This is a genomic window from Pseudomonas sp. Marseille-P9899 (genome assembly GCF_903166565.1).
Lineage (GTDB): Bacteria > Pseudomonadota > Gammaproteobacteria > Pseudomonadales > Pseudomonadaceae > Aquipseudomonas > Aquipseudomonas huaxiensis.
In genome coordinates this window covers 383,976-397,452 of record NZ_CAESCG010000004.1, presented here as the reverse complement: position 1 = coordinate 397,452, position 13,477 = coordinate 383,976, and the positions used below count along the sequence as shown (strand labels likewise).

Here is a 13,477-nt window from a genome sequence, read left to right as displayed (position 1 = left end):
GCTCGCGGGCATCTGGAATTACCCTTACAGAGAAGCCTCCGCGTGTCCGACGTCATTCTTCGCCTTGCCCTGCCCTCGCCACTACGGCGGCTGTTCGACTACAGGGCCACGGCGAGCATGGCGCGCCAGACGCTCACACCGGGCATGCGCGTGCGCGTGCCGTTTGGCCGCCGGGAGATGATCGGCGTTCTGGTGGAGGTCGCTGAGCACAGCGAAGTGCCCGCAGACAAACTCAAGCCGGCGATCGTCCTGCTCGACCCGGTCTCGCCGCTGCCGCCGGCGCTGTTCAAGCTCTGCCTGTGGACCGCCCAGTATTATCAGCACAGCCTCGGCGACACCCTGAGCTGGGCGCTGCCGGTGCTGTTGCGCCAGGGCGAACCCGCCGAAGCGCGTCAGGAGCGCTTCTGGCAAGTCGCCCCCAACGCTCGCCAGGACGATCCGCGCATCGCCCGCGCGCCGCGCCAGCGCGAAGCCCTCGCCACCCTCGCCCAGCATCCCCACGGCGTCGCCCATGGCCTGCTGGGCAAGTTGGGGCTGAGCAAGGACAGCCTCGACCTGTTGCTGGCCAAGGAGATGGTGGAGGTCGAAGTGCGCCGCCATGCCCCGCAGGCCCGCCACGAACACTGGCTGGCGCAGCCGGAACTGCCGCTCAACGATGAACAGCGCGCCGCCTTCCACGCCGTGCGCGCCGGTTTCGATACGTTTCACGCCTTCCTGCTGGCCGGAGTGACCGGCAGCGGCAAGACCGAGGTCTACCTGCAACTGATCCGCGAAACCCTCGAAGCCGGCAAGCAGGCGCTGATCCTGATTCCCGAAATCAACCTCGGACCGCAGACCCTGGCCCGCTTCGAGCAGCGTTTCAATGCGCGCATCGCCCTGCTGCACTCGGCGGTCAACGACCGCGAGCGCCTGGACGCCTGGCTCGCCGCCCGTGATGGCGAGGCCGACATCATCATTGGCACTCGCTCGGCACTGTTCACGCCGATGAAGAATCCCGGGCTAATCATCATCGACGAGGAGCACGACGGTTCCTACAAACAGCAGGAAGGCCTGCGCTACCACGCCCGCGACCTGGCGCTGGTGCGTGCGCGGCAGGAAAACATCCCGATCCTGCTGGGCTCGGCGACGCCATCGCTGGAAAGCCTGCACAACGCCCACTCCGGCCGCTACGGCCTGCTGCGCCTGAACCACCGCGCCGGCGGCGCCCAAGCCCCGCGCTTCCTGCGCCTGGACGTGAAAAGCCGACCGCTGGACAGCGGCATCAGCGGACCGATGCAACAGGCCATCGCCCAGACCCTCGCCGCCGGCCAGCAAGTCCTGGTGTTTCTCAACCGCCGCGGCTTCGCCCCGACCCTGCTCTGCCACGACTGCGGCTGGCTGTCCGAATGCCCGCGCTGCGACGCGCGAATGACCGTGCACCAGCGCTCCGGCGAGCTGCGCTGCCACCATTGCGGGCATGAAGAACGCATTCCGCGCCAGTGCCCGCAATGCAACCACGTCGATCTGCGACCGGTGGGCGCAGGCACCGAGCGCGCCGAAGAGCGCCTGAGCATTCTGTTCCCTGATTTCCCGGTTCTGCGGGTGGATCGCGACAGCACCTCGCGCAAAGACGCGATGAACCAGTTGTTCAACACCATCCAGCGCGGCCAGCCGTGCATCCTGGTCGGCACGCAAATGCTCGCCAAAGGGCACCACTTCCCGCGGGTCACCCTGGTGGCGATCCTCGATGCCGATGGCGGGCTGTTCTCCGGCGACTTCCGCGCCGCCGAGCGCATGGCCCAGTTGATCGTGCAGGTGGCCGGGCGCGCCGGGCGGGCCGAAGAGCCGGGCAAAGTGATCATCCAGACCCACCTCGCCGACCATCCTTTATTGGTGCAACTGACCGAGCAGGGCTACTTCGCCTTTGCCGAGCAGGCCCTGAGCGAGCGCCGCGCCGCCGGTCTGCCGCCGTTCGCGCACCTCGCGCTGCTGCGCGCGGAGGCACACAAACCGGGCCAGGCCGAAGGTTTTCTCGACGAAGCCTGCTCCGCAGCCGAACGATTGCTGGCCGAGCAAGGTCTGCATGGGATCGAATTGCTGGGGCCGGTCCCGGCGCCGATGGAACGCCGTGCCGGCCGCTACCGCGCACAATTGCTGCTTCAGGCCAATGCGCGGGCGCCGCTGCATCGACTGATCAGCGCCTGGTTGCTAGTGTTGGAGCAGTTACCCAGCGGGCGCCAGGTGCGTTGGTCACTGGATGTGGACCCGGTAGATCTGTACTAGCGCCGGCCCAAAGGTTGGCAACCTTGCACCAGCAACGGATAATGCCCAGTTTTTCCACCTGCGCATCGAAGCGCCGCCGCGCTTGCGGTCGAAAGAGAATCCCATGAAAGACACCATTCGCCAGCTCATCCAGCAAGCCCTGACCCAACTCACCCTCGACGGTGTGCTGCCTGAAGGGCTGACGCCGGCGATCCAGGTGGAGAACGCCCGGGACAAGACCCACGGCGATTTCGCCAGCAACATTGCCATGATGCTGGCCAAGCCGGCCGGCATGAAGCCCCGCGACCTGGCCGAGAAGCTCATCGCCGCGCTGCCTGCCGATCCGCAGATCAGCAAGGTCGAGATCGCCGGCCCCGGCTTCCTCAACTTCTTCCAGAACACCCAGGCCCTGGCTTCGCGCCTGGACGCCGCCCTGGCCGACGCCAAGCTCGGCGTGCACAAGGCCGGCCCGCAGCAGAAAGTGGTCATCGACCTGTCCGCGCCGAACCTGGCCAAGGAAATGCACGTAGGTCACCTGCGCTCGACCATCATCGGCGACGCCGTGGCCCGGGTTCTGGAGTTCCTCGGTGACGAGGTGATCCGGCAGAACCACGTTGGCGACTGGGGCACCCAGTTCGGCATGCTGCTGGCCTACCTGGAAGAGAACCCGATCACCAGCGACGAGCTGTCGGACCTGGAAAACTTCTACCGCGCCGCCAAGAAGCGTTTCGACGAGTCCGAAGCCTTCGCCGACCGCGCCCGCGGCCTGGTGGTCAAGCTGCAGGCCGGCGATGCCGACTGCCTGACGCTGTGGACCCGCTTCAAGGACATCTCGCTGTCGCACTGCCAGAAGACCTACGAGCTGCTCAACGTCAAACTGACCCCGGCCGACGTGATGGGCGAAAGCGCCTATAACGACGACCTCGCCAACGTGGTCAGCGACCTCAAGGCCAAGGGCCTGCTGGTCGAAAGCAATGGTGCACAGTGCGTGTTCCTCGAAGAATTCAAGACCGCCGACGGCGACCCGCTGCCCGTGATCGTGCAGAAGGCCGATGGCGGCTATCTCTACGCCACCACCGACCTGGCGGCCGTGCGCTACCGCAGCAACGTGCTGCACGCCGACCGCGCGCTGTACTTCGTCGACCAGCGCCAGGCCCTGCACTTCCAGCAAGTGTTCGAAGTGGCCCGTCGCGCCGGCTTCATCAACCACCCGATGCAGACCGAGCACATGGGCTTCGGCACCATGAACGGCGCGGACGGCCGTCCGTTCAAGACCCGCGACGGCGGCACCGTGAAGCTGATCGACCTGCTGACCGAAGCCAAGGAACGCGCCTACACCCTGGTGAAGGAAAAGAACCCGGAACTGCCGGAAGACGACCTGCGCGCCATCGCCAAGGTGGTCGGTATCGGCGCCGTGAAATACGCCGACCTGTCTAAGCACCGCACCAGCGACTACAGCTTCAACTTCGACCTGATGCTGAACTTCGAAGGCAACACCGCGCCTTACCTGCTGTACGCCTACACCCGCGTGGCCGGTGTCTTCCGTAAGCTCGGCAAGGACTTCAGCGAAGTTGAAGGTCAGATCGTTCTGCAAGCTCAGCAGGAACAAGACCTGGCCGCACGCCTGGCGCAGTTTGCCGAGATCCTCAACAACGTCGCCGAAAAAGGCACGCCGCACGTACTGTGCAGCTACCTGTACGACGTTGCCGGCCTGTTCTCCAGCTTCTACGAGAACTGCCCGATCCTCGGTGCCGAAACCCCGGAACAACAACAGAGCCGCCTGCGTCTGGCAGCACTGACCGGTCGTACCCTGAAACAGGGCCTGGAGCTGCTGGGCCTGGAAACCCTGGAGCGTATGTAAGTTGGCAGCCAAGAAGAAACCCGCCCCGAAGCGCGGCGCCAGCCGCTACCAGGCACCAGCGAAAAAGCCGATTCCGGGCTGGTTGTGGATGGCGATCGGCCTGACGGTCGGTGCCTTCATCGTGTTCCTGATGAAGCTCGAACCGGGTCGGGATGAGGTCAAGCGGGAGAAACCCGAGCAGCAGAAGGCCGATAAGGTCGCCGAGGCGAACAAGACGCCGCCCAGCCCGCAGCAGCCGGTGAAGCCGAAGTACGACTTTTATACCCTGCTGCCGGAATCGGAAGTGATCGTGCCGCCGGAAGCCGTGCCCGAGAAAACCCCGCCAGTGCCAGCGCAACCGCCGGTCACGCCAGCAGAAGCGGCGAAGATCGACACCGCCCGGGCCCAGGCCGCGCTCAACGGCGAAGTGCCGCCCCCGGCGCCGCCCGTGATCAAGCCGGCCGCCACCACGCAGTTCTATCTGCAGGCGGGCTCATTCCGCAAACAGGCGGATGCCGACAAAGTCCGCGCGCAGATCATCCTGCTCGGTCAGTCGGTGCAAGTTGAGTCCGGCACGGTCAAGGAAGAGACCTGGTACCGAGTGCTGGTCGGTCCGTTCAGCAACCGTGAACAATTGACCGTGGCTCAGAAGCAATTGGCCGGCAGTGGCTTCAACAACCTGCTGTTGCAGCAGCGCCAGACTCGCCAGTAATCCCCCGCCACAAATAAAAAGGCCCTGATGCGAATCAGGGCCTTTTTTGTTCAGTAGCGTTGTTGCGCGTTCTTCATCGAAACCTGCGTGTTCAGGGTCCAGAAGTCATACAGCACACCGATCAGGAACAGCCCGCCAGTGAACAGGTAGATCACACCCGTGATCCATTTGCCCTGATACATCCGGTGCACACCGAACACCCCAAGGAATGTCAGCAGCAGCCACGCCACGCTGTAGTCCAGTGGCCCTGCGTGGAAGCGCAGATCCGCTTCTCGGTCCATGGCCGGAATCAGAAACAGGTCGATCAGCCAACCGATACCCAACAGACCGAGGGTGCAGAACCAGATCGTCCCCGTGACCGGCTTGCCGTAATAGAAGCGGTGCGCGCCAAGAAAACCAAAGATCCACAACAGGTAACCAATGACCTTGCTGTGGGTGTCAGGACGCCCTTCCTGTTGATAACCGTTCATTCATAGCCTCCCGGGTTTATCGAAAAATTTTCTAAGCAAATATGTGACTTTTTCCGATCAAGCCGACGTATGACACTTTTGAGACGACCAGTGGATCAGAAAATGACCAAAAAGCTGTTATAAAGTTGCGCGCCTACACCAACAAGAGCCCTGCCTAATGCGTTCATTTTTCAAGACATGGCTAACTATTTGCCTATTATTGCCACTGGCCGCCCACGCCACCAACCGTGAGCAACGTCTTCCCACCGGCTTTTCCGGATCGACCGCCCATTCCACGGCTACCCGCTCTACCAAGAGCGTAGCCAGCAAGCCCCAGCACTCGCGCCGCACCCACGGCGCCTCGCAGACGGTGGCACAGATGCCGCCGAGCCAGAGCAGCGACGTGCTCAGCCGCGCCGTGAACCAGTTGGGAACGCCCTATCGCTGGGGTGGTAGCACCCCAGGCAAGGGCTTCGATTGCAGTGGCCTGGTCAAGTACGCCTTCAACGACATCGACGCCGTCGACCTGCCGCGCACCTCCAACGCGATGGCCAGTGGCGACCACGGCGTGAAAGTCGATCGCAGTGACCTCAAGCCGGGTGACCTGCTGTTCTTCAACATCAAGAGCCGTCGGGTGAACCATGTTGCCATCTACCTCGGCAACGACCGCTTCATCCATGCCCCGCGTACCGGCAAGCGCGTCACCATCGACACGCTGAACAAGCCTTACTGGGACAAACGCTACGTAGTGGCCAAGCGCGTGCTGCCGCAACAGCAAGAGCAACTGCGCCTGGCCAAGCGCTAGAAAGCCGAGGGCGAACGCATGTTCGCCCGAGCGCTTTGCGCGCTGATATCTCCCCGCGCCAGCAACCCCTGAAGGCAACTGTCCAGGGTTTGCATCCCCTGCCCCGCGCCGGTCTGCATTGCTGAATACAACTGCGCCTGTTTGCCTTCGCGAATCAGGTTGCGCACAGCAGGGGTCGCCACCAGGATCTCCTGCACGGCGACCCGCCCGCCTGCCGCTCGCGGCACCAGCACTTGCGACACCACCGCCCGCAACGACTCGGCCAGCAAGCTGCGCACCATCGCCTTTTCCTCGCCGGCGAAGACATCGACAATGCGGTCGATGCTTTTCACCGCCGACGCCGTGTGCAGTGTCGCCAGCACCAGATGCCCGGTTTCCGCGGCGGTCAGGGCCAGGCGGATGGTTTCAAGGTCGCGCAGCTCGCCGAGCATGATGACATCCGGGTCCTGACGCAGCGCCGCTCGCAAGGCCTGGGCGAAACCAAGGCTGTGGCGGTGGATTTCCCGCTGATTGACCTGGCTGCGCAGCGGCTCATGGATGAACTCGACAGGGTCTTCCAGCGTGAGGATGTGCAAGGCGCGCTGGCGATTCAGGTGCTCCACCAGCGCGGCCAGGGTGGTGGACTTGCCCGATCCGGTGGGCCCGGTGACCAGCACCAGCCCGGACTCCACGTCCACCAACCGCTTGAACGCCTCTCCCAGCCCCAGTTGCTCCAGGCTCGGCACCCGCTCCGGCAGCAAGCGCAAGACCGCCCCGGCGCCATGCAATTGCTCGAAGACATTCACCCGGCAACGCGGTGTGTACGGCAAGGCCACGGCGAAGTCCAGGTCGCGGCGCTCCTCGAACTCGCGCTGCTGCCGTTCACTCATGATCTGCGCCAGCAGCGCCCGCATCGCCGCCGGCTCCAGAGGCGGCAGATCCAGCGGGCGCATCTGCCCATCCACACGGATATTCGGCACCCGGCCAGCCGCCAGATGCAGATCGGAAGCGCTCTCCCTGAGCGCCAGGGCCAACAGCCCGGTCATTTCCATAAGACTCCCCAAAGACTGACAAGCGGGTAGAATGCCCCGGACCCAATGACCCGCTGGCATCGAATCCATGTCCACCATAGCAGACAACCTTTCCACGCTTGCCGGGCGCATCCAGACCGCCGCCGCGGCTTGCGGACGTGACCCTGCGAGCATCCAGTTGCTGGCCGTGAGCAAGACCAAACCCGCCGAAGCCGTGCGTGAAGCCTTCGCCGCCGGCGTACGCGATGTCGGCGAGAATTACCTTCAGGAAGCACTCGGCAAACAGGAAGAATTGACCGACCTGCCCTTGACCTGGCACTTCATCGGCCCCATTCAGTCGAACAAGACCCGCGCCATTGCCGAACATTTCGACTGGGTACACTCGGTGGATCGACTGAAAATCGCACAACGCCTCTCGGAACAACGCCCGGCCAACCTGGCGCCGCTGAACCTGTGCCTGCAGGTCAACGTCAGTGGTGAGGACAGCAAGTCCGGCTGCACGCCCGAAGAACTGCCGGCCCTGGCCGCCGCTGTCGCCGCGCTGCCGAACCTGCGCCTGCGCGGCCTGATGGCCATTCCCGAACCCACCGACGACCGCGCCGCGCAAGACTCCGCCTTCGCCCGTGTGCGGGAGCTTCAAGACAGCCTCGGACTGGGCCTCGACACCCTGTCCATGGGCATGAGCCACGACCTGGAAAGCGCCATCGCCCAAGGCGCAACCTGGGTCCGCATCGGCACCGCGCTGTTCGGTGCCCGCGACTATGGCCAGGCCTGATCCATGCACTTTTCACCTTCTTCTACCAAGGACCTGACATGAGCAAGACTCGTATTGCCTTTATCGGCGCAGGCAACATGGCCGCCAGCCTGATCGGCGGTCTGCGCGCCCAGGGCCTGGAAGCCGCGCAGATCCGCGCCAGCGACCCGGGTGCCGAACAACGGGCGAAGATCCACGCCGAACACGGCATCGAACTGTTCGAAGACAACGCCAGCGCCGTCGAAGGCGCCGACGTGGTGGTACTGGCGGTCAAGCCGCAGGCCATGAAAGCGGTCTGCGAAGCCTTGAAGCCAAGCCTGAAGCCTGAGCAACTGGTGGTCTCCATCGCCGCCGGCATCACCTGCGCCAGCATGAACACATGGCTCGGCGCGCAGCCGATCGTTCGCTGCATGCCCAACACCCCGGCACTGCTGCGCCAGGGCGTGAGCGGCCTGTACGCCACCGCTGACGTCAGCGCAGCGCAACGCGAGCAAGCCGAGCAACTGCTTTCGGCAGTGGGCATCGCCCTGTGGCTGGACAGCGAACAACAACTGGACGCGGTCACCGCCGTTTCCGGCAGCGGCCCGGCGTACTTCTTCCTGCTGATCGAAGCCATGACCGCCGCCGGCGAAAAACTCGGCCTGCCACGGGAAACCGCTTCCAGGCTGACCCTGCAAACCGCGCTAGGCGCCGCGCACATGGCGGTGTCCAGCGATGTCGACGCCGCCGAGCTGCGCCGCCGGGTCACCTCGCCCAACGGCACCACCGAAGCGGCAATCAAATCGTTCCAGGCTGATGGTTTCGAAGCACTGGTTGAGAAGGCGCTAGGCGCCGCAGCACATCGTTCGGCAGAAATGGCCGAACAACTGGGCAACTAAGGAGCGTGAAATGATTGGACTGAGTACCGCTGCAATTTTCATCCTGCAGACCATCGGCAGTCTTTATCTGCTGATCATCATGCTGCGTTTCATCCTGCAACTGGTCCGCGCGAACTTCTACAACCCGCTCAGCCAGTTCGCCGTGCGCGCCACCCAGCCGCTGCTCAAACCCATGCGCCGGATCATCCCGAGCCTGTTCGGCCTGGACATGTCTTCGCTGGTGCTGGCGATCATCGTGCAGATGGCACTGATGGGCGCGATCCTGATGCTGCTCTACGGCACCATCGGCAACCCCTTGCAGCTGCTGATCTGGTCGCTGATCGGGGTGACCGCGCTGTTCCTCAACATCTTCTTCTACGCCCTGATCATCAGCGTGATCCTGTCCTGGGTCGCACCCGGCAGCCACAACCCGGGCGCCGAGCTGATCAACCAGATCTGCGATCCGTTCCTCGCCCCGTTCCGCCGCATCCTGCCGAACCTGGGCGGCCTGGACATCTCGCCGATCCTCGCGTTCATGGCGCTCAAGCTGCTCGACATGCTGGTCATCAACAACCTCGCGGCCATGACCCTCATGCCCGAAGTGCTGCGTCGACTGGTCTGATCGCAGCGTCAGCGACACCCGCCAGGCCCGCGCCACGAACACCCGTGGCGCCGGGCCCGGCATCGATTCCCGCAACCCCCGGCACATTGCTTGCCGCCCACTCCGGTGGTCTTTAGACTTACGCCTCATTCAGATGTGAGCAGGGTCGATGTCCACTGTCTTTCCCGAAGATTCGGTCGGTCTGGTAACACCGCAACTGGCGCAGTTCGACGAGCCCCTGGCCCTGGCCTGCGGCCGCTCCCTGGTTTCCTACGAGCTGACCTACGAAACCTACGGCACGCTCAACAGCCGTGCCAGCAACGCCGTGCTGATCTGCCACGCGCTGTCCGGTCACCATCATGCGGCCGGCTACCACAGCGTCGATGACCGCAAGCCCGGCTGGTGGGACAGTTGCATCGGCCCCGGCAAGCCCATCGATACCAACCGTTTCTTCGTGGTCAGCCTGAACAACCTCGGCGGTTGCAACGGCAGTACCGGCCCGAGCAGCACCAACCCGGCGACCGGCAAGCCCTACGGCGCCGATTTCCCGGTGCTGACGGTGGAAGACTGGGTGCACAGCCAGGCACGCCTGGCCGACCGACTGGGCATCCACCAGTGGGCGGCGGTGGTAGGCGGCAGCCTCGGCGGCATGCAGGCGCTGCAATGGACCATCACCTACCCGGACCGCGTGCGCCACTGCCTGGACATCGCCTCGGCACCCAAGCTCTCGGCCCAGAACATCGCCTTCAACGAAGTGGCACGCCAGGCCATCCTCACCGACCCGGAATTCCACGGCGGCTCGTTCCAGGACCAGGGCGTGATCCCCAAGCGCGGCCTGATGCTGGCCCGCATGGTGGGCCACATCACCTACCTTTCCGATGACTCCATGGGCGAGAAATTCGGCCGCGAGCTGAAGAGCGACAAGCTCAACTACGACTTCCACAGTGTCGAGTTCCAGGTCGAAAGCTACCTGCGCTACCAGGGCGAGGAATTCTCCGGCCGCTTCGACGCCAACACCTACCTGCTGATGACCAAGGCGCTGGACTACTTCGACCCGGCCGCCAGCCACGGCGGCGACCTGGCCGCGACCCTGGCCCATGTCACGGCGGACTACTGCGTGATGTCCTTCACCACCGACTGGCGCTTCTCCCCGGCCCGCTCGCGGGAAATCGTCGACGCCCTGATCGCCGCGCGCAAGAACGTCTGCTACCTGGATATCGACTCGCCTTACGGCCACGACGCCTTCCTGATCCCGACCCCGCGCTACATCCAGGGTTTCTCCAACTACATGAACCGCATCGTCTGCTGAGGAATCCATGAGAGCCGATTTGGAAATCATCCAGGACTGGATCCCCGCCGGCAGCCGCGTGCTCGACCTCGGTTGCGGTAACGGTGAACTGCTGGCTTCGCTGCGCGACACCAAGCAGGTCGCCGGCTATGGCCTGGAAATCGACGCCGACAACATCGCCCAGTGCGTGGCCAAGGGCGTCAACGTCATCGAACAGGACCTCGACAAGGGCCTGGGCAACTTCGCCAGCAACAGCTTCGACGTGGTGGTCATGACCCAGGCCCTGCAGGCCGTGGAGTACCCGGACCGGATCCTCGACGAAATGCTGCGGGTGGGCCGCCAGTGCATCATCACCTTCCCCAACTTCGGCCACTGGCGCTGCCGCTGGTACCTCGCGACCAAGGGTCGCATGCCGGTCTCGGACTTCATGCCGTATACCTGGTACAACACGCCGAACATCCATTTCTGCACCTTCGAAGACTTCGAGGCCCTGTGCAGCGAACGCCGTGCGCAGGTCCTCAACCGCCTGGCGGTGGACAATCGTCACCGCAACGGATGGGGCGGTCGGCTTTGGCCTAATCTTTTAGGGGAAATCGGCATTTATCGTGTAAGCAGCCCCGGCCTGCAGGAGCATAAGGTCGCGGTTTAACCCGTCCACCAGAGGATACGATCATGCGTCGCTTAGCCATGTTTCTGTTCAGCCTGTGCCTGGCCCTGCCAGTGCTGGCTGCCGATGCCGCAAAACCGGAGCGCAAGGAAGTCTTCGGCGATGTCACCGTGCATTACAGCGTCTTCAACTCCACCTTCCTGCAGCCCCAAACGGCGCAGGCCAGCGGGCTGGTACGCAGCAAGAACCAGGGCGTGCTTAACATTGCCGTGCTCAAGGCCGGCAAGCCGGGCGTCGCGAACGTCAGCGGCACCGTCAGTGACCTGACCAGCCGCAAGAGCAACCTCAGCTTCAAACAGGTCAGCGACCAGGGCGCCGTCTATTACCTGGCCCAGTTCCCGGTGGACCAGCCGGAAACCCTGACCTTCTCGATCACGGTCGGCTCGGGTGACGCCAACAACACCTTCAGCTTCAACCAGGAAGTCTTCCCAGGCGAATGATGAACATCAAGCAACTCGTATTGGCCAGCCACAACGCCGGCAAACTCAAGGAACTGCAGGCCATGCTCGGTGACACCGTGCAACTGCGCTCCATCGGTGAATTCAGCAGCGTCGAGCCGGAAGAAACCGGCCTGTCGTTCGTCGAGAACGCCATCCTCAAGGCCCGCAACGCCGCGCGCATCTCCGGCCTGCCGGCACTGGCCGACGATTCGGGCCTGGCGGTGGACTTCCTCGGTGGTGCACCGGGTATCTATTCGGCGCGTTATGCCGACGGCAAGGGCGACGCGGCGAACAACGCCAAGCTGCTCGACGCACTGAAAGACGTGCCGGAAGCCGAGCGTGGCGCGCAGTTCGTTTGCGTGCTGGCCCTGGTCCGCCATGCCGACGATCCGCTGCCGATCCTCTGCGAAGGCCTGTGGCACGGCCGCATCCTGACCGCCGCCAGCGGCGAGCACGGTTTCGGCTACGACCCGCTTTTCTGGGTGCCTGAGCGCAACTGCTCCAGCGCCGAACTGGCCCCTGTCGAGAAAAACCAACTGAGTCACCGCGCCCGCGCCATGAGCCTGCTGCGTCAACGTCTGGGCCTGGCATGACCGAAAAAACGCCGGCACAGCCACTGCATCTGGGCGAGGCTGGCTTCACGTCCCAAACACCAAGGGCGGCCTTGCCGCATCTGCCGCCCTTGGCGCTGTACATCCATATTCCGTGGTGCGTGCGCAAATGCCCGTATTGCGACTTCAACTCCCACGCCGCCACCCCCGAGCTGCCTGAAGAGGCCTACGTCGACGCGCTGCTGGCCGACCTCGACCAGGAATTGCCTGCGGTGTATGGCCGGCCGATCAGCTCGATCTTCTTTGGCGGCGGCACGCCCAGCCTGTTCAGCGCCAAGGCGCTGGGCCGCCTGCTGGTCGGGGTTGAGCAGCGCATTCCGTTTGCCAGCGATATCGAGATCACCCTCGAAGCCAATCCGGGGACCTTCGAACAAGAGAAGTTCAAGGCTTACCGGCAGTTGGGCATCAACCGGCTGTCCATCGGCATCCAGAGCTTCCAGCAGGCCAAGCTCGAAGCCCTCGGCCGCATCCACAACGGCGACGAAGCGATCCGCGCCGCCGCCATGGCGCGCAATGCCGGCTTCGACAACTTCAACCTGGACCTGATGCACGGCCTGCCGGACCAGTCGCTGGACGACGCCCTCGGCGACCTGCAACAAGCCATCGACCTCGGCCCGACGCACCTGTCCTGGTACCAGTTGACCCTGGAGCCGAACACCGTGTTCTGGAACCAGCCGCCGGTGCTGCCGGAAGACGACATCCTTTGGGATATCCAGGAAGCCGGTCAGGCCCTGCTCGCGAAAAACGGCTTCCACCAGTACGAAGTTTCCGCCTACGCCCAAGCCGGGCGGGCGGCGCGACACAACCTGAACTACTGGAGTTTTGGCGACTTCATCGGTATCGGCGCGGGTGCGCACGGCAAGCTCAGTCATCCGGATGGCCGTATTTTGCGCACCTGGAAAACCCGCCTGCCCAAGGACTACCTGAATCCGGCCAAGGCCTTCAAGGCCGGCGAAAAGCTACTGCCGGTAGATGAGCTGCCCTTCGAATTCCTGATGAACGCCCTGCGCCTGACCGACGGCGTCGACGCTGCGCTGTTCAGCCAGCGAACCGGGCTGCCACTGGAACAACTCACTGCGGCGCGCCGGGAAGCAGAACAAAAAGGCCTTTTACAAGTCGAACCGACGCGACTGGTCGCCACCGCGCGTGGCCAGTTGTTCCTCAACGACCTGTTGCAGTACTTCTTGACCTAAGGAAAGCGC

14 protein-coding genes are annotated in these 13,477 nt (G+C 64.0%); 12 read left to right on the top strand and 2 right to left on the bottom strand.

Features of this window, described 5'->3' with window-relative positions; genetic code table 11:
* Positions 1–42 precede the first annotated feature (42 nt).
* The 3 genes from HWV67_RS21620 (at position 43) to HWV67_RS21610 (ending at position 4,793) form a co-directional block, all read left to right on the top strand.
* Positions 43–2,262, top strand: a complete 2,220-nt coding sequence (locus HWV67_RS21620; RefSeq protein WP_175652704.1) for a primosomal protein N' — start codon at positions 43–45, stop codon at positions 2,260–2,262.
* A gap of 103 nt (positions 2,263–2,365) precedes the next feature.
* Positions 2,366–4,102 (top strand): arginine--tRNA ligase, encoded by a 1,737-nt coding sequence (argS, locus tag HWV67_RS21615; protein ID WP_175652703.1) that lies wholly within the window; start codon positions 2,366–2,368, stop codon positions 4,100–4,102.
* 1 nt (position 4,103) lies between these two features.
* Positions 4,104–4,793 carry an SPOR domain-containing protein gene (locus HWV67_RS21610; protein ID WP_175652702.1) on the top strand — a complete coding sequence of 230 codons (690 nt, stop codon included), beginning with the start codon at positions 4,104–4,106 and terminating at the stop codon, positions 4,791–4,793.
* A gap of 50 nt (positions 4,794–4,843) precedes the next feature.
* Here HWV67_RS21610 and HWV67_RS21605 read toward each other — a convergent pair whose 3' ends face one another.
* Positions 4,844–5,263: an NINE protein gene (locus tag HWV67_RS21605; protein ID WP_175652701.1), complete on the bottom strand. Its 420-nt coding sequence runs from the start codon at positions 5,261–5,263 to the stop codon at positions 4,844–4,846.
* A 157-nt stretch (positions 5,264–5,420) separates the two neighbouring features.
* Here HWV67_RS21605 and HWV67_RS21600 point away from each other — a divergent pair, with 157 nt between their 5' ends.
* A complete protein-coding gene (locus HWV67_RS21600; RefSeq protein ID WP_175652700.1) occupies positions 5,421–6,047 on the top strand; it encodes a C40 family peptidase in 627 nt (208 codons plus the stop codon).
* Here HWV67_RS21600 and HWV67_RS21595 read toward each other — a convergent pair.
* Positions 6,044–7,078: a type IV pilus twitching motility protein PilT gene (locus HWV67_RS21595; RefSeq protein WP_175652699.1), complete on the bottom strand. Its 1,035-nt coding sequence runs from the start codon at positions 7,076–7,078 to the stop codon at positions 6,044–6,046. The genes HWV67_RS21600 and HWV67_RS21595 overlap by 4 nt on opposite strands.
* Before the next feature lie 67 nt (positions 7,079–7,145).
* Between HWV67_RS21595 and HWV67_RS21590 the strand changes: the two genes are divergently transcribed.
* The 8 genes from HWV67_RS21590 to hemW all read left to right on the top strand — a co-directional run bounded on the left by HWV67_RS21590 (position 7,146) and on the right by hemW (position 13,468).
* Entirely contained in the window at positions 7,146–7,832 is a 687-nt protein-coding gene (locus HWV67_RS21590) for a YggS family pyridoxal phosphate-dependent enzyme (protein ID WP_175652698.1), read from the top strand.
* A gap of 38 nt (positions 7,833–7,870) precedes the next feature.
* The gene (gene proC, locus HWV67_RS21585; protein ID WP_175652697.1) at positions 7,871–8,689 is read left to right on the top strand and encodes a pyrroline-5-carboxylate reductase; all 819 of its coding nucleotides are present in this window, start codon (positions 7,871–7,873) and stop codon (positions 8,687–8,689) included.
* Positions 8,690–8,699: 10 nt separating this feature from the next.
* Positions 8,700–9,290: a YggT family protein gene (locus tag HWV67_RS21580; protein ID WP_095156337.1), complete on the top strand. Its 591-nt coding sequence runs from the start codon at positions 8,700–8,702 to the stop codon at positions 9,288–9,290.
* 148 nt (positions 9,291–9,438) lie between these two features.
* Positions 9,439–10,578 (top strand): homoserine O-succinyltransferase MetX, encoded by a 1,140-nt coding sequence (gene metX, locus HWV67_RS21575; protein WP_175652696.1) that lies wholly within the window; start codon positions 9,439–9,441, stop codon positions 10,576–10,578.
* Positions 10,579–10,585: 7 nt separating this feature from the next.
* On the top strand, positions 10,586–11,206 hold the full coding sequence (metW, locus tag HWV67_RS21570; protein WP_095156339.1) for a methionine biosynthesis protein MetW: 621 nt from the start codon (positions 10,586–10,588) through the stop codon (positions 11,204–11,206).
* A 23-nt stretch (positions 11,207–11,229) separates the two neighbouring features.
* Positions 11,230–11,664 carry a DUF4426 domain-containing protein gene (locus HWV67_RS21565; protein ID WP_175652695.1) on the top strand — a complete coding sequence of 145 codons (435 nt, stop codon included), beginning with the start codon at positions 11,230–11,232 and terminating at the stop codon, positions 11,662–11,664.
* Positions 11,661–12,257, top strand: a complete 597-nt coding sequence (rdgB, locus tag HWV67_RS21560) for an RdgB/HAM1 family non-canonical purine NTP pyrophosphatase (RefSeq protein WP_110970329.1) — start codon at positions 11,661–11,663, stop codon at positions 12,255–12,257. Before HWV67_RS21565 ends, rdgB begins: the two co-directional genes overlap by 4 nt.
* On the top strand, positions 12,254–13,468 hold the full coding sequence (gene hemW / locus HWV67_RS21555) for a radical SAM family heme chaperone HemW (protein ID WP_256680163.1): 1,215 nt from the start codon (positions 12,254–12,256) through the stop codon (positions 13,466–13,468). Before rdgB ends, hemW begins: the two co-directional genes overlap by 4 nt.
* Positions 13,469–13,477: the final 9 nt, after the last annotated feature.